Raw genomic sequence first — 25,115 nt, 5'->3', positions numbered from 1 at the left:
CCCTTACGAGCCTTGCCCAGATATGTTGAAAGTGGCTAGCCGTTGAAGGCGGTCTTCAGCAGATCGATCTGCTCGCCGACCGGGTTGTGGCCGTCTGGGGTCTCGCGGGAGACTTCGCCATAGATCTCACGGTCGAGCATGGCGATTCGGCGTTCCAGCATCAGCGCGCGCTCGACCAGCCGGCGGAAGGCCTCCGGAAGTTGGCCATATTGGGGCGAATCCTTCGCGGTTCCGAGACCCTCGAGCCGGACCTTGACCTTCTCGGCCTCGACCTGCGCGCGCGACATGTCGCCCTGGTTCGCCGCGCGTTGGAGCAATAGCCAGGAAGCCACCTGCATCAGCCGCGTGGTCAGGCGCATGGATTCGGCCGCATAAAGCGTCGCCGCGGGCCGGGACAGCGTTTTGGCGTCCGTACGCCCATCGCTGTCGAGATAGACGGCCGTCTCGTCGACGAGCGTCATGCCCTCGTTGAACAGCGGCTGGAAGGATCGCGAGAAGGCGAGGTGCTCAGCCAGCCGGATGGTGTGGTCGTCGTCTTTCGAACCAGTCATCTGAATCGTCATCGGCCGCGACGGTCCCCCAAAGTGTAAAATTCAACGATCGGCAATCCGCGATACCCAAGGCATCGTGCGTCGTCAAAGGGTGCTGCGAGAGCGGCCGGTTTGCAAGCGAACTCCCGCACAATTGTTAATTCAGGTTAACGGGTGGATCGCCGGAAAAAAAAAGAGCCGCAGCGAGCGGCTCTCAGGAGTTTACAACAGGGAGGCGTCAAACGAGGCGGAAGCCGCTTCGTCTATCCATCAGGCTGCCAATGCATCAATCTGGACCGGGGTTAGTTAAACACCGGAAACCTTACCTGAGGATTAACCCGCTCCCGCCTTCGAAAGATTCCCGCTACCTTTGCATCGGCACCCGACACATGGAGATATCAAGACTCATGGCGATCCCCCAGGAAATGACGGCGGTCCTTCTCGATGGCTTCGGCGGTCCCGAGGTGTTGAAAGCCGGACGCCGCCCCGTTTCAAAGCCGGGACCGGGCGAGATCCTCGTCGCCGTCGAAGCCGCCGGGGTCAACCGACCCGACGTCCTGCAGCGGCAGGGCGCCTATCCGCCGCCGCCGGGCGCGCCGGACTGGCCGGGGCTGGAGGTGGCGGGCACCGTGGTCGCGCTCGGGGAGGGGGCAGTTCTGCACGGGCTGGGCGACCGGGTCATGGCGCTCGTACCGGGCGGCGGCTATGCCGAATACGCCACCGTTGCCGAGACCAACGCCATCGCTGTGCCGGGCGCGCTGTCGATCGAGGAGGCGGCGGGCGTTCCGGAAACCTTCTTCACCGTCTGGCACAACGTCTTTCAGCGCGGCGGGCTCAAAGTGGGCGAGAGCTTCCTGGTCCATGGCGGCACGTCCGGTATCGGCACCACGGCGATCCAGCTCGCCAAGGCGTTCGGCGCCACCGTCTTCGCGACGGCGGGCAGCGACGACAAATGCCGTGCCGCCGAACAGCTCGGCGCCGAACGGTGCGTCAACTATCGCAGCGACGATTTCGTCGAAGTACTGCGCGAGGCGACCGGCGGGCGCGGCGTCGATCTGACACTCGACATGGTCGGCGGGGATTACACCAATCGCAATCTCGCCGTCGCGGCCGAGGACGGTCGCATCGTCCAGATTGCATTTCTCAAGGGGCCGGAGGTCCAGATCGATCTCAACCTGGTCATGCGCAAGCGGCTGACGCTGACTGGTTCGACCCTGCGCAACCGCTCGGTCGAGTTCAAGGCCGCCATCGCGCGGGAGATCGAGCACAAGGTCGGTCCGCTTTTCACCAATGGCAAGGTGAAGCCGCTGATCGACACGCTCTATCCGCTCGTCGACGCCGCCAAGGCGCACCAGCACATGGACGAGGATCATGTCGGCAAGATCATCCTGACGACACAGCATTCGAAGGGTTGATCCTGGCGAATGGTCGGTGCGCCGCCAAATGGCGCTCCAATCAAGCAGCGCCTGTCAGCCCGGTGATCTCGACGCCGAGGCGCTTGCCTTGCTGCTGCGCTGGGTCGCGAGATAAAGGCTTGTCTCGCTGGCGACGATGCCGTCGATCAGACGCAGGCGTTTCAACGCCTCGTCGAGATCGGCCAGGGTTTCGGTGCCGAATTCGACGATCAGATCCCAACGCCCGTTGGTCGAATGGATGGTCTGGATTTCGGGAAAGCCCCGGAGACGCGACACGATCCGCTCGTTCCCCTTGCCTTCGATTTCGATGAGCGTGATGCCGCGAACCGGCATTTCGGTGGCGTCGCCTCTGAGCACCACCGTGAAGCCGAGGATTTCGCCGCTCGCGACGAGCCGCTCCAAACGAGAGCGGATCGTGGCGCGGGAGACGCCGAGCTCCGCCGCCAGATCCGAAATCGCCATGCGGGCATTCCGGCGCAAGGCGCCGACTAGCCGACGATCGACATCGTCCATTTCGGAAGTTCTTCTTGCCATTTTACGAGGTTTCCTGCCCATTTTGATCGGCTTTTAGCATTGCCGCCGCCATCCGATCCAGATCGAATATTCGGACTGAATTCTTTCGGATTGCGACCCTGATGACATCTCAACGCTCCATCGCCCTGATCGGCGCCCCGGCCGACACCGGCGGTGCCTATGCCGGTTGCCTGATGGGGCCGGATGCCTTGCGGACCGCCGGCGTCGTCGGGGCCCTCTCCGAGTTGGGGCACCGGGTGGAGGATCTGGGCAATTTTCATGCGGTAGCTGGTGAATCGAAATCTCACGCCAACGCAACGGTTCATGATCTGGCCAGCTACGCCGCTCTAATCGCCATGCTCGGCGACGTCTGCCGCCAATCGCTCGACAGTGACCATGTCCCGATCTTCATGGGCGGTGATCATTCGATCGCCGCCGGAACCCTGCCGGCAATCGCTCGGCGGGCCAGGCAGGAGGGCCGCGAGCCATTCGTGCTCTGGCTCGATGCGCATCCGGACCTGCACACGCTCGACAGCACCAAGAGCGGCAATCTGCACGGAACGCCGGTCGCCTACGTTACGGGAGCGCCGGGGTTCGAGGGGGCGGTTCCGTCCCTCGACGAGCCGATCCGTCCGGACAACATCTGCATGATGGGCATTCGCTCGGTCGACGCGGCCGAGCGCCTCCGCATCGTCGAGACCGGCATCATGGTTCATGACATGCGAGCGATCGACGAATTCGGCATTGCGGCGCCGCTACGCAGCTTCCTCGATCGGGTACGGGCGGCGGACGGCCGACTGCATGTGAGTTTCGACGTGGATTTTCTCGACCCGGAAATTGCGCCCGCCGTCGGCACGACCGTTCCCGGCGGCGCCACCTTTCGCGAGGCTCATCTGGTGATGGAGATGCTGCACGACAGTGGCCTGGTCGCATCGCTCGATATCGTCGAACTCAACCCCTTTCTCGATGAACGCGGCCGCACCGCGAAACTGATCGTCGATCTCGTCGCCAGCCTGTTCGGCCGGCAGGTTCTCGACCGCCGCACCAGGAGCTACTGACCATGACCGCCAAACCGCCGGAGAACGTCAACATCGTCCCCTTCGTCAGCGTCGACAACATGATGAAGCTCGTCCTCAGCGTCGGGATCGAGACCTTCCTGCAGGAACTGGCTGGCTTCATCGAAGCGGATTTCCGGCGCTGGGACCTGTTCGACAAGACGCCGCGCATCGCCTCGCATTCCGCCGAGGGGGTGATCGAGCTGATGCCGACGAGCGACGGCGAGGTCTACGGCTTCAAATACGTCAACGGGCATCCGAAGAACTTCAAGGAGGGCCTGCAGACCGTCACGGGGTTCGGCGTGCTGTCGCGGGTCGACAACGGTTATCCGGTGCTGTTGTCCGAAATGACGATCCTGACGGCGCTCAGGACGGCCGCGACGTCAGCCATGGCCGCAAAGTATCTGGCGCCCAAGGGGGCCGAGTGCATGACGATCATCGGCAACGGGGCGCAGTCGGAGTTCCAGGCGATGGCCTTCAAGGCGTTGCTCGGGGTCAAGAAGCTGCGGCTCTACGACATCGACCTGGCGGCGACCGAGAAATGCACGCGCAACCTTGCGGGCAAGGGCTTCGAGATTGTCGGCTGCGCCAGCGCGGAAGCCGCTGTCGAGGGGACCCAGATCATCACGACCGTGACCGCGGACAAGCAATACGCGACCATCCTGACCGACAACATGGTCGGTTCCGGTATCCACATCAACGCGGTCGGAGGCGACTGTCCCGGCAAGACGGAGCTGCACAATGACATCCTGCTGCGCTCGGATATTTTCGTCGAATATCCGCCGCAGACCCGGGTCGAGGGGGAGATCCAGCAGCTCCCCGCCGATCATCCGGTGACGGAACTGTGGACGGTGATCGCCGGTAACGCCGTCGGCCGGCGGGATGCGCGTCAGACAACACTGTTCGATTCCGTCGGCTTCGCGATCGAGGATTTTTCGGCGCTTCGTTATGTGCGCGAAAAGGTGGCGCCGACGGCGTTCTTCGACCGGCTCGACATGATCGCCGACCCGGACGATCCCCGCGATCTGTTCGGCATGGTGCTCAGGGCCGACAAAGCCGCGCAAAATGGCCTTCCGATCGCAATCTGACGCGATCATTATCGCTTGCTTCTTCGGTTGATCGGGTAGCCGCTCGCCGGCCCCTTCACCGGCTGGATCAGCATCCGGTCGAGCCAAAGGTCGCGACGGTTGCGGAACTGCTCGATCCCGATGGTCATGGCCTCGTGGCCATCCCTCGGCTGTGCCTTGTAGGTTCCGAGCAGCCGGTCCCACCACGGCACGTTGAATCCGAAATTGCTGTTGGTCTCGCTCGGGTGGATGGAGTGGTGGACCCGGTGCATGTCCGGCGTCACTACGAACCAGCGCAGCACCCGGTCGACGGCCAGCGGGATGCGGATATTGCTGTGATTGAACATGGCGGTGCCGTTCAAGAGCACCTCGAAAATCAGCACCGCCGCCGCCGGCGGCCCGAGGGCCGCGACGACCGTCAGTTTGATCCCCATCGAAAGAAGAATCTCGACCGGGTGGAAGCGCAAGCCGGTGGTCACGTCGAATTCCAGATCGGCGTGATGCATCCGGTGCAGCCGCCACAGGGCGGGCACGGCGTGGAACATGACATGCTGCAAATAGATCGCCAGATCGAGCGCCAGTATCGCCACGATCACCGCGATCCAGTTCGGCACGTCGAAGATGTTGAACAGGCCCCAGCCGCGCTCCTCGGAGAGAAGAGCGAGACCGACCGCCACGATCGGAAAGGTGAGGCGGACAAGGAGCGTGTCGATGACGACGACGCCGAGATTGTTGGTCCAGCGCAGGAGGCGAGGTATCTCCCGCCGCCGCCGCGGCGCGGCAATTTCCCAGAGCGCCATGGCGAGGAGGATGGCGAGGAAGAAAGACAGACGGATGGTCGGTTCGTTTGCCAGAAGGGTCTCGGTCATGCGGCCATCCTTTGCGCGAGCGGCTTGTTATATGATCCGCTTCGAATTATATTCAAACAAAGCTTTGAATGATATAGTGAGAGCGTGGCGGTGATGTCAATCGGCCCGAAGCAGGCCCTCTACGCGGAGTTCGCGGTGGTGGCGAAGGCGCTCGGCTCGTCTCATCGTCTGGAAATGCTGGAGCATCTGGCGCAGGGCGAGCGTAGCGTGGAAGGGCTGGCCACGCGGGTGAGGCTGCCGCTTGCCAATGTCTCGCATCATCTCCAGCAGATGAAGCGCGCCGGCTTGGTCGCGGCGCGGCGGGACGGCAAATTCGTGCGCTATCGTCTCGCCGACGACGCCGTGCTCGATCTGATGGCGGCGCTGTCGCGGCTGGGGACGCGAACCCTCGACGAGGTCGCACAGATCCAGCGATCGTATTTCGACGCGCGGGACACGCTCGAGCCCGTGACGCGCGAGGAGTTGGTGGCCCGCGCAAGCGACGGCCGGGTCACTGTCCTGGATGTCCGCCCGGCGGACGAGTTCGCCTCCGGCCATCTGCCGGGCGCGATCAACGTCCCTCCCGGCGAGCTGGAGGCGCGGCTTGGCGAACTCGATCCGAGCCATGAAATCGTCGCCTATTGCCGCGGTCCCTGGTGCGTCTTTTCCTTCGAGGCAGTCGCCGCGTTGCGTTCGCGCGGACTGGTGGCGCATCGCCTGGAGGACGGCTATCCGGAATGGAGAGCTGCGGGGCTGCCTATCGAAACCGGTGCATAAGCGTCTCGCAGCCGTTTGCGTACCGCCTCGGAGATCGTGAAAAGGTCCGGGCCGCCGGATGGCGGCGGCGATGGAGGCCGAGCAGAGCGAACCCGTTGATTTGGGTCAATCACCGCGAGTGCCTTTCGACCTACGGTCCCAAGGGCAAAGGCGTTCCAAAGGAGATTGGCAGATGAAACGGATCGCGATCCTGCTCCCGGTCGCCGCGTTGTTGTTGTCGTCGGCCGCGCAGGCCGCCGGCGACCTCAGCCGGGCGGACCCGACGGAAATCGTCATCGAGATGGGCGCATCCGGTGACAAGATGTATTTCAAGCCGGACCATATCGAGCTCGAGACCGGCAAGGCCTATAAACTCGTGCTGCGAAATGTCGATGAGGCAAAGCACGAATTCGAAGGGCATGAATTCATCGAGAAGATCTTCACGCGCAAGGTGGAAATCACGGACCCGTCCGGAGAGCTGGTCGCCGAAATCAAAGGCCCCGTGACGGAGGTGGAAGTCGGGCCGAACCGCAGGGTCGAATGGTTTATCGTCCCGGTGCAAACCGGCGAGAATATCCCGGTCGAATGTGCGATTCCGGGGCACAGGGAAGCCGGCATGTTCGGCACGGTCACCATCAAGTGACGCTTTTGGCGGCCGTCTCGATCAGAGGCGACCGCCGTCGCTTCGCATGCCGTGAAAGGATTCGCGGCGAAAAACGCCGCCTTGTCCATCAAGCGTCGGCTGGACGCAAGTCCGCGTCGCCAATCCGCATCGTAGCCCGGTGTGCTCGTTTCCCAGTGCAACTGCATCGTCCTACACAAGCGCGCGATCAGATGTCGCTGCCTCCCGCGCCGTACCGATCCTCCGATTCCGATAATTCGTCTCGATTTCCTTGCGTCGCCGCGGCGAGGCGCCTATAAGAGCGGCCGAATTCCCGGACATGTGGTTGAACATCCACGGCCTGCCTCCCGGGGCAGGCACTAAGGAGGATTGTATTCATGGCACAACAATTATTGATGCCGAAAGCGACGGCCGTCTGGCTTGTCGACAACACCTCGCTGTCCTTCGAACAGATCGCGGATTTCTGCACGCTGCATCATCTGGAGGTCAAGGCGATCGCGGATGGTGAATCGGCGCAAGGCATCAAGGGGCTCGATCCCCTTATGACCGGGCAGCTATCGCGCGACGAAATCGAGGCGGCGGAGAAGGACCCCAATCGCAAGCTGAAGCTGTCGGCGCCCAAGGTCCGTGTGCCGGAAGCCAAGCGCAAGGCGCCGCGCTATACGCCGGTCTCCAAGCGCCAGGACCGGCCAAACGCGATCCTCTGGCTGGTGCGCAACCATCCGGAGCTGAAGGATCCGCAGATTTCGCGCCTGGTCGGTACGACCAAGAATACGATCCAGCAGATTCGCGATCGCACCCATTGGAATTCCGCCAATCTCCAGCCTATGGATCCAGTGACGCTCGGTCTGTGCACGCAGATCGATCTCGACCTGGAAGTGGAAAAGGCCTCCCGCGGTATCGTGCGGCCGGAAGAACTGGCGGAAGAAGAGCGGCTCTTGTCGGCGTCACAGACGCAGAATTGGGGCCGCGGCGAAGCAGCCGCCGAGGACGAGGAACTGGACGCAGCCGCGGTCTTCGCCAAGCTGACCTCCATGCGCAGCAGCGAGCCGGAGGACGGCGAGGAACAGGGCTGACGCGCGCTCCCCACCGATTTGCGGGAACGAAGCGGCGTCGAAGTTTTTCGGCGTCGCCTTTCTTTGTCGAAGCGCTCAGTCTTCCTCGGCGACCTGCACGGTGTAGTTGAGGCCAAGACGGCCGCCATCCGCATAGATCGTCTGGCCGGTGATATAGCTGGCGTCGTCGGACGCCAGGAAAGCGGCGATCGCGGCGATCTCCTCCGGCTGGCCAATCCGGCCCAGCGGCGTGCGCGACAAGATGCGTCGCGAGGCTTCCTTGTCTTCGGCGACAGCGCGCAGCATGTCAGTCATGATCGACCCGGGACCGATGGCGTTGACGCGAATGCCGTGCGGCGCCAGCGACAGCGCCATGACCTTGGTCAGCTGATTGACGCCCCCTTTCGAGACCGAATAGCCGACCTGATCGGCAATAGCGAAGACGGCATTGACCGACGACATGTTGACGATCGCGCCGGGCGCGCCGCCAGCTTTCACCTTTTCGACCAGATGGCGGGCGACTGCCTGGCCGCAAAGGAAGGATCCCTTCAGATTGATGTTCAGAACGCGATCGAACGCCTCTTCGTCGAGATCGAGGAAATCCGCCTTGTGGACGATGCCGGCGTTGTTGACGAGGATGTCGACGTCGCCGAACTGATCGAGCGCGGCGGCGAGGAGATTGTGGACATGCAGCCGGTCGGCGACGTTGCAGACGACCGAGTGAACCTCACCGAACTCGCCGAGTTCGGCCGACGCTGCGAGGCCGGCCTTTTCGTCGACGTCTGCGATAACCACCTTGGCGCCGTCCTCGAGGAAGCGACGCGAAATCGCGTAGCCGATTCCCTTTGCACCGCCGGTAACGATGGCGACCTTGCCGTCCAGGGCCATGGCGCTTCTCCTTTTGCTGCGTCGGTCGCGAACCGTGCGAAACGACGCGATTGACCGCGGTTCCATAGCAGATGCGAAGGAAAAGGGCAGGGTGGGGCTTTCGGCGTCGATGTCGACCTTCAGCCGTTGCCCTTGAAGCAGGGATATAGCGTCATGCCGCCATCGAGGAAGATGGTTTGACCGGTCAGATAGTCGGCCGCGTCGGAGACGATCCAGGCAACGGTGCGGCCGACATCGGCCGGCTCGCCGATCCGGCCATAGGGGATTAGCTTGAGCATCGCGTCATGGTTGTTCTCGCGCTCCTCGGCGTTGATGGCCGTTGCGATGGCGCCGGGCGCAACCGAGTTCACCCGGATCTTCTCGAGCGCGACTTCCTGCGCGATCGAGCGCATGAGCATGTCGATGCCGCCCTTGGAAGCGGCGTAATTGGCGTGGAAGGCCCAGGGCACGATCTGGTGGACGGAGGAAACGAAAACCAGCTTGCCGAGCGCCGGGCTGACATCCTCCCTCACTCCTTTCTCGCGGAACCGCCGGACCGCCTCCCGCCCGACCAGGAAAGCGCCAGTCAGGTTGACGCCGATCACCGCGTTCCAGTCGTCGAGGCTCATCTGCGCGAGCGGAGCGTCCTTCTGCACGCCGGCATTGGATACGACGATGTCGATGGGGCCGAGGCGCGTTTCCGCCTCATCGAACATGGCGATGACGTCGGTCTCGCTGGAAACGTCCGCCGCGATCTTGAAGGAACGCCGTCCCATGGCCTCGATATCGACGACGAGCGCATCAGCGTCATGCTCCGAGCCGTGAAAATTGATGACGACGTCCGCGCCCGCGCTTGCCAGCTCCCTGGCCGTTCCGGCGCCGATTCCGGATGAGGAGCCGGTGACGATGGCGGTCTGCCGTGCAAGGTCGAGGCGTTCAGAAGATGCCATCGGGATCCTCCAGCATTTGGAACTCGAAATGGTTCGGATCTTGTCTGTCACCGTTCAACGCGCGATCGAGCCAAATGGCTGCGGAGATCAGCGAAAGATGCGTCAGCCCTTGCGGGAAATTGCCCAAATGATCGCCGGCCGATGAAAGTTCTTCGGAATAGAGCCCGAGATGATTGGCGTAAGTATGCAGTTTTTCGAACAGCAGCCGGGCTTCTGCGACATATCCGGTCCGCGCCAACGCCTCGACATACCAGAACGAGCATATGGTAAAGGCGCCCTCTTCCCCCTCAAGGCCGTCGTGGTTCTCCTCGGTGTTGATGTAGCGCTTGACCAGGCAGTCGTGGACAAGATGGCGTTTGACGGCCTTCAGGGTCGATGTCCACATCGGGTCGCGCGGGTTGATGAACTTGACCAGCGGCATGAGCAGCACGACGGCGTCGAGCCCCTTGCTGCCCTTGAACTGGGTAAAGGCGCCAATGTCCGGATCCCAGAATTCTTCGAGGATCGATTGCTGTATCCGGTCGCGCTGGTCGCGCCAGCGAATGATATCGGCTGGCATCGACTGGTCGCGGGCGATACGAAGGCCACGATCGAGCGCCACCCAGCACATCAGCCGGGATGACAGATACTCCCGCGGCTCGCCCCGGCTTTCCCAGATGCCCTTGTCGGGCAGTTGCCAATTGTCGCAGAGCCAGTCGAGAATGCCGGACAGCTTTTTCCAGACGGAATAGGCGGGTTTTCCGCGAGCCTTGGACGCGATATAGACCGCGTCCATGAACTCGCCGTAGATGTCCATCTGGCGCTGGCTGTAGGCTTCGTTGCCGACCCGCACGGGCTGTGACCCAAAATAGCCTTCGAGATGATCGAGATCGGATTCCGGAAGGTTCTCCGACCCGTCCATGCCGTACATGATCTGCAGGCCCGATTCGCCGGTTTCCACGGCGCGCACCATCAGGAAATGCACGAAGGCCTCAGCTTCATCGTAATAGCCAAGGCGCGACAGGCTGTAGAGGGTGAAGGCGGCATCGCGCACCCAAGTGAAGCGATAGTCCCAATTGCGCTCGCCACCGATCACCTCGGGCAGGCCGAAGGTCGCGGCGGCTGCGATCGAGCCGTATTCGGACGAGGTCAGAAGCTTCAGCGTCAGCGCGGAGCGCACAACGAGATCGCGCCAAAACGTCGGATAGGTGCCGCTCTGGACCCATTCGTGCCAGTAATCGCGTGTGCGCGACGATGCCTTGGCGACGTAACGATCATCGACCGTCGGCTGGTCCTTGCGGCCCGGACAGAACACCACATGGCAGGTCTCGCCCTCGGCCAGGCGGGCAGTGCCATGAACGGTTTCACCGTCGATCTCCAGGGGCATTTCCGTGTAGAAATAAACGATTTCGTTCGACCCTTCCCAACCGACGGTGAAACCCCCTTCGATCGCCTGGATGACAGGCGGGCGCCGGCCGTAGTCGGGCCGTGGCGCGATCGTCAGCTCGAAGGTGACCGCGCCCATGATGGCCTTGGCGCGGCGCACGATGCGGCCGGAGCCATCAACCGGCATGAAATCGCAGACCTCGCCGATGCCGTCATTGTCCAGAAACCGCGTGATCAAGATGTTGGTGTCCGGCAGATACATCTGCCGATGCTTGCGCTCTTGCGTCCCGCCGCTCGCCGCGAGCCGGAAGAAACCACCGTTCTTCGGATCCAGGAGGCCGGCAAACAGCGTCGGCGAGTCGATGTTCGGATGGCAGAAGAAGTCGATGGTTCCATCTATGGCGACCAGCGCCAGCGTCCGCATGTCGCCGATCACCCCGTGGTCAGCGATGCGGTTGGGAATCTCTGGCGCTTGCTTCGACGACATTGCTGGCTCGCTCGTTCGCTGAGGTTTCGCGCTGCAGGATATTGCTCGCCGCGGTGTGAAGCAAAATCCACATACCGCGCTACCACCAGGACGCCCGCGCGCGGCAGATGCGGGATTGAATGCCGCGACGCCCCCCGGTACAAGCCATGCGTGCCTCTTTTGCTATATCGAAGGGGGCACGGCTTTTCTTACCGACAGGGGCGGAAAATCGTGGCCAGCGCGATCGAACGGGGTGTCAGGCGCGCTCTGGAAAAGGGCAATGCGGCCGATCCGGACTTCCGCGTCGAGGTTTATGAGGCGGCCGAGCGCGCCATGCTTCGCGTGGTGACCGACAAGAATCAGAGCGAGGCGGAGGCGAATCACCAGCGCGACGAGTTGATGGCGGCCATCGAGGCGATCGAAGCCGACTATCCTCCGGCGACCTATCCAGACCCGCAAGGCGGGGAGGGAGCTCCGATCGACGCCGGGGCCGCCACGTCCGGCGGCGGCAAACCCCCCTTCGTTGGCGAGGCATCCCGCGGCGGGCTCGACGATGATGGGAGGGGCGTGCCGAAAGCGGCGCTCGAAGAACCGGTGCCGCGTGCGGCTGCGGCCGGCGACGCGCGGCTGAAGGGGGAACGCGGGATCGATACGGCGCCGACCCTTGCCGACCTGGAGGAAGACCGCATCGCGCGGGCCGACGACGCCTGGTTGCCGGGCCGCCGCCGCGCACGGCCGACTCGGCGGGCGCTTCGGCGCCTCGTGGTCCCGGCGATGGCCCTCGTTATTCTGCTTCTCATTGCCATGGCCGCCTGGTTCGCACTGAACGGCACGTCATCTGATCTGTCGACTGTCAGGTCGAACCGGGAAGCCACCGGAGGTCGTGTCCGTGTCGGACCGACGGAGGGACCCGCGGATGGTGCCTCTCAGGAGAACTGGATCGAGGTTTTCGCCGGCGGACAAATCGACCGAGTGTCGGCCGAAACCGGTGGCCGGGTAAAAACGATCGAGGGGGCTGGCGGGCGCGCCGCCGTCCAGATCGAGGGGCCGGCCGATGCGGAGGAGGCCGAAATCGCGCTACTGATCGGGCCTGGTATCGTTGGACGATTGGCCGGTCTGACGGCCCGTGGCGAATTGACCGTCGGCTCGCCCGACGACACGCCGCGCGAGTTCACCATCCGGTGCCTGTTCGCCGGCGAAACGGTTTGTGGCCGGCAGCGGTTTTCGACGACAATCGGTGAGGAAACCTTCGTGTTCGAGATGGACGTGCCGGCAAGCGCCGATGGAGCAGCGCAGCTTGCAATCGGTCCTGGCGTCGGCGGGAACGCGCGCGACCTCAATGTCTACGGATTTCGCCTTCGGCCGATCGACTGAAGGTATGGGCAGCTGGTCCGGCGCGGTGCGGTAATCCGTCAGCGTGTCATGGAAATCTGACGGGACCGTCGTAGACTCGCTCCATGCAACTTTCATTGCGATTCGCAAATTTCCCGGCAAAGGCATGCCGATGGCTTTGACGGGACGTTCGGAAGACGAACTCAGCACCGACGCCACCCGCGTAATCGGTGCCACCCACGCCAAGCGCACGAGCTTTGCCGCGGCGGTGGCGCTTGGCGCTCTCGCCTGGTGGGTTCCCGAGGCGGCGGTCGGCGCGCTGCTCGTGTTCGCCGTGCTCATGCTCGTCATGCATTGGCCTCGGGGGCGGGGGGCCACCCACGGGCGAGCTCCTGCCGCAGAGGGAACGCAGGTGGTTTGGCCGGGGCGGGGCATGAAGGCGGTCGTCGAGGCGCTGCAGGAACCAGGCTTCATCGTCGACCGCGCGATGCTCTTGCGCTACCGCAACCCGGCCTCGCTGATCGCCTTCGGCAACATGGCGCTCGGCGACCCGATTTCGCTTCGCTTCCGCTCGCCGGAATTGCTCGCCACGATCGAGGGCGCCATCGCAAGCCTCCAACCGGCCCGGGCCATCCTCGAGGAGCGCCGGCCCGAGCGGACCTGGCAAGCCGAGATCGTGGCGATACCGCCGCATCAGGGCGAGCGGCCGCATTTCTTCCTGATCTTGTTCCGCGACCGGACGGCGGAATTGCGGATCGAGCGCATGCGGACGGATTTCGTCGCCAATGCGAGCCATGAGCTGCGTACGCCGCTGGCGTCGTTGACCGGGTTCATCGAGACGCTGCAGGGACCCGCCCGCAACGATGCCGCCGCGCGTGATCGTTTTCTGCAGATCATGCGGGAGCAGGCGGCGCGGATGTCGCGGCTAATCGACGATCTTTTGTCGCTGTCACGGATCGAGATGAAACGCCATATGCCCGTCGCGACGTCCGCCGATCTGGTGGCGGTCTTGAACAAGGTTCGATCACAACTGACTCCGCTCGCCGCGGAACTTGGCGTGACGATCGATTTTTCCGCGCCTGAGGAGGCGTTTGTCATTGCCGGCGACGAGGACGAACTGATCCAGGTGTTCTCGAACCTCGTCGAAAACGCCTGCAAATACGGTGAGAGCGGCGAGCGCGTCGAAATGGAGCTGTCCCGAAACAGCGAACGGGGCGAGCGAGTGATCGACGCTTCAGTGCGCGATTTCGGTCCCGGCATTCCCGCCGAGTACGTGCCGCGGCTCACCGAGCGGTTCTACAGGGTGGATGTTGGCAACTCGCGCGCCAAGCACGGGACCGGCCTCGGCCTGTCGATCGTTCGCAATATCCTCCTGCGCCATCGCAGCCGGCTTCTGGTCGTTTCAAATCTCGGCGAGGGATCGGTCTTCACGGCGCGCTTCCCCGATCCGGCCGGAAACTCTGATTGATCAGTAAATACCATAACAATCAATGTATTATGATGTCATAAAAATGAGATCGAGTTGTCATATAGAGTTCGTGCGACGTCGATAGAGGTGACGGCGAACCGTAGCCGCCAAGCAGGGTGGCACTCAATCGCTCGGTTCTCAACGAAACTCCTCAAGGAGATATTCCCCGTGAACAACAAGCTCATCGCCGGCCTTGCGCTCGGCACCGCAATCGCTTTGACCGGCCAGGCCGGCGCGCAGAGCCGCGATCAGATCCAAATCGTCGGCTCATCGACTGTTTTTCCGTACACCCAGGCCGTCGCGGAACAGTTCGCGAACCAGTCGGAGTTTTCCTCTCCGGTTGTCGAATCCACCGGTACCGGCGGCGGCATGAAAATCTTCTGCGAAGGCGTTGGCGCTCAGACCCCGGACATCACCGGCGCGTCGCGTGCCATGAAGCCGTCCGAGTGGGAGTTGTGCCAGAAGAACGGCGTGACCGACATCACCGAGGTGTTGCTCGGCTATGATGCGCTGTCGCTCGCGTCGTCGCAGAACGGTCCGGATCTGTCCGTCACCAAAGAGCAGCTCTACAAGGCGCTTGCCGCCGAAGTGCCCGTCGACGGCGAGATCAAGGCCAATCCGTACAAGAGCTGGAATGAGATCGATGCCTCGCTGCCCGCCGAGCCGATCCTCGTCTATGGCCCGCCGCCGACGTCCGGCACCCGCGACGCCTGGGTCGAACTCGTCATGGAAGAAGGCTGCGGCGAGCTCGCCGGGATCGAAGCTCTCGAGGACGGCCGCAAGGACGAAGTCTGCCAGCGCATGCGCACCGACGGCGCGTTCGTCGAAGCCGGCGAGAATGACAACCTCATCGTTCAGCGTCTGGAGTCGGATCCGAAAGCCTTCGGCATCTTCGGCTATTCCTTCCTGTACGAAAATCAGGATAAGCTGAAGGGGGCGGAGATCGGTGGCGTCACGCCATCGGAGGAGACCGTTGAATCGGGCGAGTATCCGGTATCCCGTCCGCTGTTCATCTACATCAAGAACGCCCATCGCGAGGCGATTCCTGGCCTCAACGAGTTCATCGCGGAATATGTCAGCGAAAACGCGATGGGGCAGGACGGCTATCTGTTGGACCGCGGTCTCGTTCCGCTGAAGGATGAGAAACTGAAGGAAGTCGAGGACAAGGCTGTGAACGGCGTGTCGATGGAAGCGCCTCAGGGCTGACATCCGGCGTTCGCTAGCCTACGCCTTGAAAAAATCCCGCCGGCCTTTCCGGGTCGGCGGGGACCCCAATGGAGCCTGGCCGTGCCGCTGAGCATCATCTTCGCCATTCCGGTGCTATTGAGCATCGCCGGCTTCATTCTGGCCAGCCGCAAGGCGCGGCGTTCGGGCGCGGCGAGCGAAGCGCGGCTCCACTCGCTTCCCAAATATCACGGATATCTGGCGGTTCTGCTGGTGTTGGTGCCGGGTCTCGCGCTGATCGTCGCCTGGCTGTTGCTCGAGCCGGCCGTGCTCAATGCTTACATCCGCACGCTGCTGCCGTCGTCAGTGACGGACGGCCTGAGCCCATCCCGGCTCAGCCTCATCGTCGGCGAGGTCCGGCAGGCCGCTGTGGGTATTACCTTCGGCGAGCCCAGTGCGGAAGTCGTCGCAGCCGCGGAGCGATTCAAGAGCGCTGCTGCGCTGTCGCGGTGGATTCTGGCCGCGATCCTCATGCTTATCGGTGCCGGCGCGATCGCCTGGGTGCTGGCGCGGGTCCGGGTGCGGTTCCAGGCGCGCAACGACGCCGAGCGGATCCTGAAATGGCTGCTGATCGGTTGCGCCACCGTGTCGATCCTGGCCACCGCGGGAATTTTCTTCTCACTGGTGTTCGAGGGTTTCCGGTTCTTTATGGTGGTCTCGCCGATCGAGTTCTTTTTCGGAACGAAATGGGACCCGCAGATCGCCATTCGTGCCGATCAGGTCGGCAGCACCGGTGCATTCGGCGCCGTGCCGATCTTCGTGGGAACCTTCGTCATCGCCACGACCGCGATGATCGTCGCTCTGCCCGTCGGGCTGTTCGCGGCGATCTACATGTCCGAATTCGCGCCGAGGGCTGTTCGCGGTCTCGTCAAACCACTGATCGAGATTCTGGCCGGGATTCCGACCATCGTCTACGGCTTCTTCGCGGTTTTGGTCGTGTCTCCGGCGATCCGAGGGGCCGGCGAGGTTGTCGGTGTCTCCGTCTCGCCGACGGCGGCAATCGTTCCCGGCCTGGTGATGGGCGTGATGCTGATTCCGTTTATCTCCTCGCTCTCCGACGATGCGCTGAATTCAGTGCCGCAGTCGCTGCGGGACGGTTCGTTCGGCCTCGGCGCGAACAAGGCCGAAACCGTGATGCGCGTCGTGCTGCCGGCGGCCCTTCCTGGCATCGTGGGCGGCGTCCTTCTGGCCTCGAGCCGGGCGATCGGCGAGACGATGATCGTGGTGATGGCCGCGGGCCTCACCGCCAATCTGACCGCCAACCCGCTGGAAGGCGTAACGACGGTCACCGTTCAGATTGTCTCGCTGCTCACCGGCGACACGGAATTCGACAGCCCCAAGACACTCGCCGCGTTCGGTCTCGGTCTGACGCTGTTCATCGCGACGCTCGGCCTGAACCTCATCGCGCTGCAGGTCGTCAAGCACTTCCGGGAACAATATGACTGAGATCGTGTCTTCAGGCGGCGAAACCTCCCGCACGCAGCAGCTGGTCCGCTCGAGCCTGAAACGGCGTAAAACCGCGCAGACGCGTTTGAAGCTGTACGGGATCGTGGCGATCCTGTTCGCCCTCGCGATGCTCGCGATCCTGGTCGGGTCGGTCGTCTCATCGTCCATGGGCGCCTGGACACAGACCCAGGTTCGCATCGAATTACCGCCGTTTTCCAGTGTCGAGGAGGCCGCGAAAAAAAGCCCTCGGGCGGCGGTCAACGAGGCGATCTTGTCGCTCTTTCCGGCGACCGAGGAACGAAAGGAGCGCCGCGCGATCACCTCGATCCTCAGCGACGGCGCGCAATACGACGTCAGGGATGCGATCGCTGCGGCGGGCGCCGCCGTCACGGAGGGAATCAGCGTCTGGGTGCCTGTGTCCGACCCTTACGAGCAGCTCTATGAGGGCGTGATCGATCCCACGGTGGACGCCAGCCGGCGTCCGCTCAGCGACCGGCAGATCGAGGTGTATCAGGCGCTCGATCAGGCCGGGCGCATCCGCTCCAAATTCGACTGGGGTCTGTTCACCAATGCCGACAGCCGCTTTCCGGAGCTGGCCGGCCTCAAGGGCGCAATCATCGGCTCGTTCTTCCTGCTGCTCGTCTGCCTGGTGGTGGCCGTGCCGCTCGGCGTCGGAGCCGCGGTCTATCTGGAGGAACATGCCAAGAAAAATCGTCTGACGGATTTCATCGAGATCAACATCAACAATCTTGCCGCAGTGCCGTCCATCGTCTTCGGCCTCCTGGGCCTTGCGCTGTTCCTGGGCTTCTTCGGATTGCCCCGTTCAGCGCCTCTGGTCGGCGGACTCGTGCTCGCGCTGATGACGCTTCCGACGATCATCATCACGACCCGCAGCGCGCTCAAGGGCGTGCCGCCGTCGATCCGCGAGGCCGCGAGGGGCGTTGGCGCGTCAGAGATGCAGGTCATCGGCCACCACGTTCTTCCCGTGGCGTTGCCCGGCATCCTGACTGGAACGATCATCGGTCTGGCCCAGGCACTGGGGGAAACGGCACCCTTGCTGCTGATCGGCATGAACGCGTTCATCACGTCGGCGCCATCCAGCATCATGGACGCGTCCACCGCGCTTCCGACCCAGATCTTCATCTGGTTCGACAGTCCCGAGCGCGGCTTTGTTGCGCGTACCAGCGCCGCGATCGTCGTGCTCTTGATGTTCCTAACAGTGATGAATCTCACCGCGGTTCTTCTGCGCCGCCGTTTCGAGAGGCGCTGGTGATCTTGCGACAGGAATCCGCCATGATGGACGATATCCAAACGACGTCAGCGAAGGGAGCCGCGGTGCGACCGAACCGTCCGATCAAGATGCGCGGCGAAAGGGTGTCTGTCTATTACGGCCAGAAACAGGCCCTGTTCGACGTCGATCTCGACGTCGACGAGCGTCAGGTCACGGCCCTGATCGGCCCGTCCGGCTGTGGGAAGTCGACGTTCCTGCGCTGTCTCAACCGGATGAACGATCCGATCGACATCGCCAGGGTCGAAGGCCATATCACGCTCGATGGGCAGGATATCTACGATCCCGACATCGATGTGGTGGAACTGCGCGCCAGGGTCGGCATGGTCTTCCAGAAGCCCAACCCGTTTCCCAAATCGATCTTCGATAACGTCTCCTACGGACCGCGTATCCACGGCTTGGCGAACTCCAAGGCGGAGCTGGAGGACATCGTGGTGACGAGTCTTCGCAAGGCCGGCCTTTTCGCCGAGGTCAAGGACCGTCTCGACGAGCCGGGCACCGGCCTGTCTGGCGGTCAGCAGCAGCGCTTGTGCATCGCCCGCGCCATCGCCGTCTCGCCCGAGGTGATCCTGATGGACGAGCCCTGTTCGGCGCTCGATCCGATCGCGACCGCGAAGATCGAGGAACTGATCGACGAATTGAAGCAGAACTACACGATCGTGATCGTCACCCATTCGATGCAGCAGGCGGCGCGGGTGTCGCAGCGCACGGCGATGTTTCATCTGGGCAGTCTCGTGGAGGTCGGAGATACGGAGAAGATGTTCTCCAACCCCGACGACAAGCGCACCCAAGACTACATCACCGGGCGCTTCGGCTGAACCAAAACAACGAGGGAAGCGCGCAGATGACCGAGCATACCGTCACGTCCTACGAGGACGAGCTAAAATTCATCGTGCGCCGGATTTCGGAGATGGGCGGCCAGGCCGAGCGCATGGTCGAGCAGTCCGTCGCGGCCTTGATGCGCAGTGACTGGGATCTGGCGCAGTCGGTCGTGGCTGACGATGTGCTGCTCGACGCGGCCCAGCGCGATCTGGACGAGCGGGCGATCCGCACCATTGCCAAGCGCCAGCCGATGGCCGTCGACCTGCGCGAGATCGTCGGCGCCATCCGCATTTCCAACGATCTGGAGCGAATCGGGGATCTCGCCAAGAATATCGCCAAGCGTGTGATCGCCGTGCACGACCATTCTCAGCCGGTGCAACTCGTGCGCGGCATCGAGCATTTGTCGGAACTGGCGCTGGTGCAGCTGAAGGAAGTGCTCGACGCCTACGGCGAGCACGATCACCTTCGGGCAATGGCGGTTCGCGACAATGACGAGCAGATCGACGCGATGTACACCTCGATCTTTCGCGAGCTGCTGACCTACATGATGGAGGATCCGCGCAACATCACCGCCTGCACGCATCTCCTGTTCAGCGCCAAGAACATCGAGCGCATCGGCGATCACGCGACCAACATCGCCGAGACGATCTATTATATCCAGACCGGCGAGCAGATGGAGGCGGAACGACCCAAGGGCGATAGCACGCCGTCGCTGGTCCAGCCGGGCTCCAATCTGCCACCAGCCGGACCCAAAGGGTAAACCGACATGGCGACACGCATCGCTGTCGTTGAGGACGAGGACGCGCTCGGCATTCTGCTTCGCTACAATCTCGAGGCAGAGGGTTATCAAGTCGACGTCATCACCCGGGGTGACGAGGCCGATCTGCGCTTGAAGGAGGAATTGCCCGATCTTCTGATCCTGGACTGGATGCTGCCGGGTCTGTCCGGCGTCGAACTTTGCCGCAGACTTCGTCAGCGCGGCGAGAGCGAGCAGTTGCCGATCATCATGCTCACCGCGCGCGGCGAGGAAAGCGAGCGGGTTCGGGGCCTTTCCGTTGGCGCTGACGACTATGTGGTCAAGCCGTTCTCGACGCCGGAACTGATCGCCCGGGTCCGGGCGATGCTGCGACGGGCCAAGCCCGAAAAGATCTCCAAGCTACTGACCGCCGGCGACATCGATCTCGATCGGGAGAACCACCGCGTTCGGCGGGCCGGCCGCGAGATCAGGCTGGGCCCGACCGAGTTTAAGCTGATGGAGTTCTTCATGCAGTCACCGGGGCGGGTGTTCTCGCGCGAGCAACTGCTTGACGGCGTCTGGGGCCGGGACATCTATGTGGATGAACGCACCGTCGACGTCCATGTCGGACGACTGCGCAAGGCAATCAATCGCGGCCGCGAACGAGATCCGATCCGAACGGTTCGTGGTGCCGGCTACGCCCTTGACGAGCAATTCTGCGCCATCGCAAAATCGCCGGCGACGGGATCGATGAAGAGCGCGCGGCCGTAGGGACGAGCATCCGCAAGGCCGACCATTTTGCGACACCGCGACCGCTCAATACAAAGAGACCGCCGAATGGCGGCCTCGAATTCCAAGCGAAAGGGAAGGAAGTGCGCTTGTCAGCGCACCCGACGCCGCTCGGATGCCGGCTGGAAGGCCAATGACGCGTGATACTCGCAATAGGGCGATGACTCGTTCGAGCCGTTGCCGCAAAAGTGGAAACCCGGCTTCAGCGGATCGCCCACCGGCCATTTGCAGGTGCTCTCGGTCAACTGCACGAGGCTGAGCTTCCGCGCGATCGGGACCACCTCGCCGGACTGGCGTTGGGGTTCAGCGATCACTTCTGTCACCTCCTCGGGCTCCATTTTCAAAGCCGTTGCACCGAGGGTACGCGGCATCGAGCGAGCCGAAACGGACTGCGCCGACACAAAACGTGCTGGCTGCACCATTTCGATGCTCTCGACTTCTTTCAAATGGGGCGACGCCGGACGTTCCGCAACCGGCGCGGCGACATCGGGAGATTTCGCACGCGACTCCAGCTTCAGCCGATGAACCTTTCCGATCACCGCATTGCGGCTGACACCGCCCAGCTTGTCGGCAATTTGGCTGGCACTAAGCCCTTCCGTCCAAAGCCGCTTCAGCAACTCCACGCGTTCGTCGGTCCAGCCCATGACAAGCTCCTTACAGCAAAAATGTGGGGCGGGCGGAATCCTTCCACCCCGCGCAAACGGTGCGCGAGGTGACGCACTATATTTATTGAGGAACTAGGTCCGCCGCACGAAATCTAGTATCTTGAACTCAATTTAACCCATCGCTGGACTCTGTGACAAGAGTCCAGCGTGTCACACGCGAATCGTTTTCGCGCTTTTCCCCAGACTTGTGGGTTAATGGGGCGTTAACCGGGACCGTGAATTTTTCGCGGCACGCGTGGGACGCCGAATTCGCAGTCCAATGCGGCCCGATTCCAGCCGCCCGTTTCGACTGCCGCCTCGTAGGTCGTCTGTAGGAGCCCCATCAGCGTCGCGTCCGGATCGGCGCTGGCACGAACCGCCTCATACGGCAGCAGGAACTCTCCGAGCTTCGCGTCGAAGCGCACGGCGGCCGGCTCCACGGCGCGGTCGGCGAAGCCATCCGGTGGGTTTCATTGACACCCGCCCGACCCGCCGTGGTATAGCTCGGGTTCCGATGCATTCGGAGCTGCCCGCAAAGCCTGCCCTTTCGGCAGGCTTTGACGTTTCCAGAACTCGATCCGCGACGATCCCGCCCGGGAGCTGAACCGGATCATCAGCGAAGTCGATCGCCATGGCTGACAGCAAGGACCATCAATCGCCTCTCTTCGAGACCTACGCGCGCGCCGATCTCGCCTTCGAGCGCGGCGAGGGCGTCTGGCTGGAGACGCGCGATGGCCGACGTTACATGGATTTTGGCGGCGGCATCGCGGTCAATTCCCTCGGCCATGCCCACCCGCATCTCGTCGCCGCGCTCAAAGAGCAGGCAGAGAAGCTCTGGCATGTCTCCAATCTTTACGAAATTCCCGGCCAGCGGCGCCTTGCCGAACGCTTGACCGCCGCAACCTTCGCCGATCGCGCCTTTTTCACCAATTCGGGCGCCGAGGCGCTGGAATGCGCGATCAAGACTGCGCGGCGCTATCACTTTATCAGTGGCGCGCCGGAGCGCTTTCGCATTCTCACTTTCGAGGGCGCGTTCCACGGGCGGACCCTCGCGACGATCGCGGCCGGCGGCCAGAAGAAATATCTCGAAGGCTTCGGCCCCAAGGTGGAGGGTTTCGATCAACTGCCGTTCGGCGACCACGAAGCGCTGAAACAGGCAGCGGCCGCGCCGGACGTCGCGGCGATCCTGATCGAGCCGATTCAGGGGGAGGGTGGCATCCGCAAGGTTCCGCCCCAGTGTCTGCGGGGGTTGCGCGAGCTCTGCGACAAGCATGGCATCCTGCTCATCTATGACGAGGTGCAGACAGGGATTGGACGCACCGGCACGTTTTACGCCTACGAGCATTCGGGCGCCGCGCCGGATATCCTGGCCTCGGCCAAGGGTCTCGGCGGCGGCTTTCCCATGGGCGTGTGCCTGGCGACGGCGGAAGCAGCCATCGGCATGACCCCGGGAACCCACGGCACGACCTATGGCGGCAATCCTCTGGCGATGGCCGTGGGCAATGCGGTGCTGGACGTCGTGCTGGCTGACGGTTTCCTCGAGCATGTCCGCGACATCGCGCTGTTGTTCAAGCAGTCGCTGGCATCGCTGGCCGATCGCTATCCCGACGTCCTCGAGGAGATCCGCGGCGAAGGCCTGCTGCTCGGCCTCAAGGCCAAAGTCCCCAACACCGAACTGGTAGCGGGCATGCGGGAGGAGGGGCTGTTGGCGGTTCCGGCCGGCGACAATGTCGTCCGACTGCTGCCGCCGCTGATCCTGACGGCGGACGAAGTCCGGGAAGGAATGGCGCGCATTGAAACTGCCGTTGCTTCCCTGTCGCTGGGCAACCGGCGCAAGAGTGCATGAGGCCGGAACGATGATGAACGGACATCCGAAGCATTTTCTCGATATCGCCGCGGTCGAAAGTGGCGAGCTTCGCGCCATCATGAGCGACGCGGCGGCGCGCAAGGCGCTCGGCCGCAACGGTCCGAAGCCGCTCGCCGGCAAGGTGCTGGCGATGATCTTCGACAAGCCCTCGACCCGCACCCGGGTGTCGTTCGACGTCGCCATGCGTCAGCTCGGCGGCGAGACGCTGTTTCTGTCGGGCGCCGAAATGCAGCTTGGCCGCGAGGAGACGATCGCCGACACGGCACGGGTGCTCTCGCGCTACGTCGACGCGATCATGATCCGTACGACCGCGCACGCGCGGCTGATGGAACTGGCCGAGTTTGCCACCGTGCCGGTGATCAATGGGCTGACCGACGACACACACCCCTGCCAGATCATGGCCGATCTCCTTACCTTCGAGGAAAAGCGCGGGTCGGTTCGCGGCAAGACCTTCGCCTGGACCGGCGACGGCAATAATGTCTTGTCCTCCTTCGTCGAGGCGTCTGCCCGATTCGACTTCGCGCTTAGGGTCGCGACGCCCGCCGGATCTGGACCAGACATGCGCTTCGTCGAGAGGGCTCGCAATGCGGGGGCCTCGATCCTAACTACCGACGACCCGGTGGAAGCGGTGACCGGCGCCGACTGCGTTGTCACCGACACCTGGGTGTCCATGGGCCGCGAGGAGCAAGCGCGCGGCCACAATGTCTTCATGCCCTATCAGGTGAACGAGCGCCTGATGGCGCATGCCAAGCCCGAGGCGCTTTTCATGCATTGTCTACCGGCCCATCGCGGCGAGGAAGTGACCGACGCCGTCATCGACGGACCGCAGTCGGTGGTCTTCGACGAAGCCGAGAACCGGCTGCACGCCCAGAAATCGATCCTGGCCTGGTGTTTCGGCGAAGTCGGAACGGGCCCGTCGGAGCGGGGCACAGCGGGTAAGACGCATGGCTGAGGCGGAACGCGCGCTCGGCGAGTTCGGCTATGCCGGCGACGACGCCGTGGTCCCCTTCAACGTCGAGGCGCTCGAAGCGCGCGGCCGGGCGGTCCAGCTCGGCCCCATGCTCGATCAGATCCTCGGGCGTCACGATTATCCCGAGCCGGTGGCGCGCCTGCTGGCCGAGATGATCGCGCTGACGGTGCTGCTCGGCACATCGCTGAAATTCGACGGCAAGTTCATCGCACAGACCCAAACCGACGGGCCGGTGGACCTTCTTGTCGTCGATTTCGCCACGCCCTCGAGTGTCAGGGCCTATGCCCGCTTCGACGACGCCAAGCTCGATGCCGCCATCAGCGCCGGCGTGACGAATTCCGAGGCACTCCTGGGCAAGGGCGTCATGGCGCTTACGGTCGATCAGGGCGCCTATACGCAGCGCTACCAGGGCGTTGTCGAACTGAACGGCACGTCGATGGAAGGGGTGGCCGAGGCCTATTTCCGCCAGTCGGAGCAGATCCCGACGGCGGTGAAGCTGGCGGTCGCCAAGATCGCCCGGCGCGGTGAGAACGGGTTCGTCGAAGGCTGGCGGGCCGGCGGCCTGATCGCGCAGTTTCTGCCCGAGGCGCCGGAGCGCATGCGTCTGCCCGATCTGCCGGGCGGCGACGCGCCGGAAGGTTTCGACGATCCCGAGGGAAGCTTCGAGCCGGACGATGCCTGGGTCGAGGTTCGCGCGTTAGTGGACACGATCACTGCATCGGAGCTTTCCGACCCGGATGTCGGCGTCGAGCGGCTGCTGTTCCGGCTCTTTCACGAGCGCGGGGTGCGGGTGTTCCCCGCCAAACCCGTCGCCGACGACTGTTCCTGCACGCGCGAACGCATCCGCGACGTGTTGTCGAACTTTTCCCAGGAGGAGATCGGCGAGAGCGTCGAGGACGGCAAGATCGCGGTCACCTGCGAGTTCTGCGGCGAGGGCTACGAGTTCGACCCGGCCGAATTCGAGGCGGACGCGACGTCGGGCGACGCGCCGGCGTCAAAATAGACGGATCAGACCGCGTT

At 63.3% G+C, this 25,115-nt stretch carries 24 protein-coding genes and 1 pseudogene; 17 read left to right on the top strand and 8 right to left on the bottom strand.

Going from position 1 to position 25,115, the window contains the following annotated elements; all coding sequences use genetic code 11:
- Positions 1-35: 35 nt before the first annotated feature.
- Positions 36-551 carry a protease adaptor protein RcdA gene (rcdA, locus tag ING15_RS00490; protein WP_206452809.1) on the bottom strand — a complete coding sequence of 172 codons (516 nt, stop codon included), beginning with the start codon at positions 549-551 and terminating at the stop codon, positions 36-38.
- Between the two features lie 386 nt (positions 552-937).
- Between rcdA and ING15_RS00485 the strand changes: the two genes are divergently transcribed.
- Entirely contained in the window at positions 938-1,945 is a 1,008-nt protein-coding gene (locus ING15_RS00485; RefSeq protein ID WP_206452808.1) for an NAD(P)H-quinone oxidoreductase, read from the top strand.
- A 54-nt stretch (positions 1,946-1,999) separates the two neighbouring features.
- Here the strand turns inward: ING15_RS00485 and ING15_RS00480 are convergent, their stop codons facing one another.
- Positions 2,000-2,458, bottom strand: coding sequence for an Lrp/AsnC family transcriptional regulator (locus ING15_RS00480; RefSeq protein WP_206453218.1), 459 nt, complete (start codon positions 2,456-2,458; stop codon positions 2,000-2,002).
- Positions 2,459-2,580: 122 nt separating this feature from the next.
- On the opposite strand from ING15_RS00480, the gene rocF reads away from it, so the two are divergent.
- Together rocF and ING15_RS00470 are read left to right on the top strand one after the other, a co-directional pair.
- Complete coding sequence (gene rocF / locus ING15_RS00475; protein WP_206452807.1) at positions 2,581-3,516, top strand: arginase; 936 nt, start codon at positions 2,581-2,583, stop codon at positions 3,514-3,516.
- Between the two features lie 2 nt (positions 3,517-3,518).
- A complete protein-coding gene (locus ING15_RS00470) occupies positions 3,519-4,601 on the top strand; it encodes an ornithine cyclodeaminase (RefSeq protein WP_206452806.1) in 1,083 nt (360 codons plus the stop codon).
- Between the two features lie 8 nt (positions 4,602-4,609).
- On the opposite strand, the gene ING15_RS00465 is transcribed toward ING15_RS00470, so the two are convergent.
- Complete coding sequence (locus ING15_RS00465; RefSeq protein ID WP_206452805.1) at positions 4,610-5,449, bottom strand: sterol desaturase family protein; 840 nt, start codon at positions 5,447-5,449, stop codon at positions 4,610-4,612.
- A gap of 93 nt (positions 5,450-5,542) precedes the next feature.
- On the opposite strand from ING15_RS00465, the gene ING15_RS00460 reads away from it, so the two are divergent.
- The 3 genes from ING15_RS00460 to ING15_RS00450 all read left to right on the top strand — a co-directional run bounded on the left by ING15_RS00460 (position 5,543) and on the right by ING15_RS00450 (position 7,882).
- Positions 5,543-6,205, top strand: coding sequence for an ArsR/SmtB family transcription factor (locus ING15_RS00460; RefSeq protein ID WP_206453217.1), 663 nt, complete (start codon positions 5,543-5,545; stop codon positions 6,203-6,205).
- A 58-nt stretch (positions 6,206-6,263) separates the two neighbouring features.
- Entirely contained in the window at positions 6,264-6,827 is a 564-nt protein-coding gene (locus tag ING15_RS00455; RefSeq protein ID WP_206452804.1) for a cupredoxin domain-containing protein, read from the top strand.
- A gap of 356 nt (positions 6,828-7,183) precedes the next feature.
- Entirely contained in the window at positions 7,184-7,882 is a 699-nt protein-coding gene (locus tag ING15_RS00450; protein ID WP_206452803.1) for a DUF1013 domain-containing protein, read from the top strand.
- Between the two features lie 75 nt (positions 7,883-7,957).
- Here the strand turns inward: ING15_RS00450 and ING15_RS00445 are convergent, their stop codons facing one another.
- From ING15_RS00445 to ING15_RS00435, 3 genes are all read right to left on the bottom strand, one after another.
- Positions 7,958-8,749: an SDR family NAD(P)-dependent oxidoreductase gene (locus ING15_RS00445; RefSeq protein WP_206452802.1), complete on the bottom strand. Its 792-nt coding sequence runs from the start codon at positions 8,747-8,749 to the stop codon at positions 7,958-7,960.
- A gap of 119 nt (positions 8,750-8,868) precedes the next feature.
- On the bottom strand, positions 8,869-9,678 hold the full coding sequence (locus tag ING15_RS00440; RefSeq protein ID WP_206452801.1) for an SDR family oxidoreductase: 810 nt from the start codon (positions 9,676-9,678) through the stop codon (positions 8,869-8,871).
- Positions 9,665-11,530, bottom strand: a complete 1,866-nt coding sequence (locus ING15_RS00435; RefSeq protein WP_232845472.1) for a glycoside hydrolase family 15 protein — start codon at positions 11,528-11,530, stop codon at positions 9,665-9,667. Before ING15_RS00435 ends, ING15_RS00440 begins: the two co-directional genes overlap by 14 nt.
- A 210-nt stretch (positions 11,531-11,740) precedes the next feature.
- On the opposite strand from ING15_RS00435, the gene ING15_RS00430 reads away from it, so the two are divergent.
- The 8 genes from ING15_RS00430 to phoB all read left to right on the top strand — a co-directional run bounded on the left by ING15_RS00430 (position 11,741) and on the right by phoB (position 20,596).
- Complete coding sequence (locus ING15_RS00430; protein WP_206452800.1) at positions 11,741-12,883, top strand: hypothetical protein; 1,143 nt, start codon at positions 11,741-11,743, stop codon at positions 12,881-12,883.
- Positions 12,884-13,013: 130 nt separating this feature from the next.
- Positions 13,014-14,309 carry an ATP-binding protein gene (locus tag ING15_RS00425; RefSeq protein WP_232845471.1) on the top strand — a complete coding sequence of 432 codons (1,296 nt, stop codon included), beginning with the start codon at positions 13,014-13,016 and terminating at the stop codon, positions 14,307-14,309.
- Between the two features lie 168 nt (positions 14,310-14,477).
- Positions 14,478-15,515, top strand: a complete 1,038-nt coding sequence (locus ING15_RS00420; protein WP_206452798.1) for a substrate-binding domain-containing protein — start codon at positions 14,478-14,480, stop codon at positions 15,513-15,515.
- 81 nt (positions 15,516-15,596) lie between these two features.
- Complete coding sequence (pstC, locus tag ING15_RS00415) at positions 15,597-16,979, top strand: phosphate ABC transporter permease subunit PstC (protein ID WP_332873741.1); 1,383 nt, start codon at positions 15,597-15,599, stop codon at positions 16,977-16,979.
- Positions 16,972-18,252, top strand: coding sequence for a phosphate ABC transporter permease PstA (gene pstA / locus ING15_RS00410; RefSeq protein ID WP_206452797.1), 1,281 nt, complete (start codon positions 16,972-16,974; stop codon positions 18,250-18,252). Before pstC ends, pstA begins: the two co-directional genes overlap by 8 nt.
- Before the next feature lie 23 nt (positions 18,253-18,275).
- On the top strand, positions 18,276-19,085 hold the full coding sequence (gene pstB, locus ING15_RS00405) for a phosphate ABC transporter ATP-binding protein PstB (RefSeq protein WP_232845505.1): 810 nt from the start codon (positions 18,276-18,278) through the stop codon (positions 19,083-19,085).
- Positions 19,086-19,111: 26 nt separating this feature from the next.
- A complete protein-coding gene (gene phoU, locus ING15_RS00400) occupies positions 19,112-19,849 on the top strand; it encodes a phosphate signaling complex protein PhoU (protein WP_206452795.1) in 738 nt (245 codons plus the stop codon).
- 6 nt (positions 19,850-19,855) lie between these two features.
- On the top strand, positions 19,856-20,596 hold the full coding sequence (gene phoB / locus ING15_RS00395) for a phosphate regulon transcriptional regulator PhoB (RefSeq protein WP_206452794.1): 741 nt from the start codon (positions 19,856-19,858) through the stop codon (positions 20,594-20,596).
- Positions 20,597-20,706: 110 nt separating this feature from the next.
- On the opposite strand, the gene ING15_RS00390 is transcribed toward phoB, so the two are convergent.
- Together ING15_RS00390 and ING15_RS00385 are read right to left on the bottom strand one after the other, a co-directional pair.
- On the bottom strand, positions 20,707-21,258 hold the full coding sequence (locus ING15_RS00390; RefSeq protein ID WP_206452793.1) for a GcrA family cell cycle regulator: 552 nt from the start codon (positions 21,256-21,258) through the stop codon (positions 20,707-20,709).
- A gap of 224 nt (positions 21,259-21,482) precedes the next feature.
- Positions 21,483-21,710: pseudogene (locus ING15_RS00385) on the bottom strand (DUF5996 family protein); the annotation flags it as partial.
- Positions 21,711-21,889: 179 nt separating this feature from the next.
- Between ING15_RS00385 and ING15_RS00380 the strand changes: the two are divergent.
- From ING15_RS00380 to ING15_RS00370, 3 genes are read left to right on the top strand one after another with little or no spacing between them, the layout of a single operon-like run.
- Positions 21,890-23,104 carry an aspartate aminotransferase family protein gene (locus ING15_RS00380; protein WP_206452791.1) on the top strand — a complete coding sequence of 405 codons (1,215 nt, stop codon included), beginning with the start codon at positions 21,890-21,892 and terminating at the stop codon, positions 23,102-23,104.
- A 10-nt stretch (positions 23,105-23,114) separates the two neighbouring features.
- Positions 23,115-24,077 carry an ornithine carbamoyltransferase gene (argF, locus tag ING15_RS00375; RefSeq protein ID WP_206452790.1) on the top strand — a complete coding sequence of 321 codons (963 nt, stop codon included), beginning with the start codon at positions 23,115-23,117 and terminating at the stop codon, positions 24,075-24,077.
- On the top strand, positions 24,070-25,098 hold the full coding sequence (locus ING15_RS00370; protein ID WP_206452789.1) for an Hsp33 family molecular chaperone: 1,029 nt from the start codon (positions 24,070-24,072) through the stop codon (positions 25,096-25,098). Before argF ends, ING15_RS00370 begins: the two co-directional genes overlap by 8 nt.
- Positions 25,099-25,115: the final 17 nt, after the last annotated feature.

The sequence above is a fragment of the Aurantimonas marina genome, from assembly GCF_017183135.1.
Classification (GTDB): Bacteria; Pseudomonadota; Alphaproteobacteria; order Rhizobiales; family Rhizobiaceae; genus Aurantimonas; species Aurantimonas marina.
Note: the sequence above shows the minus strand (reverse complement) of the source record. Positions and strands in the feature narration are given on the sequence as shown.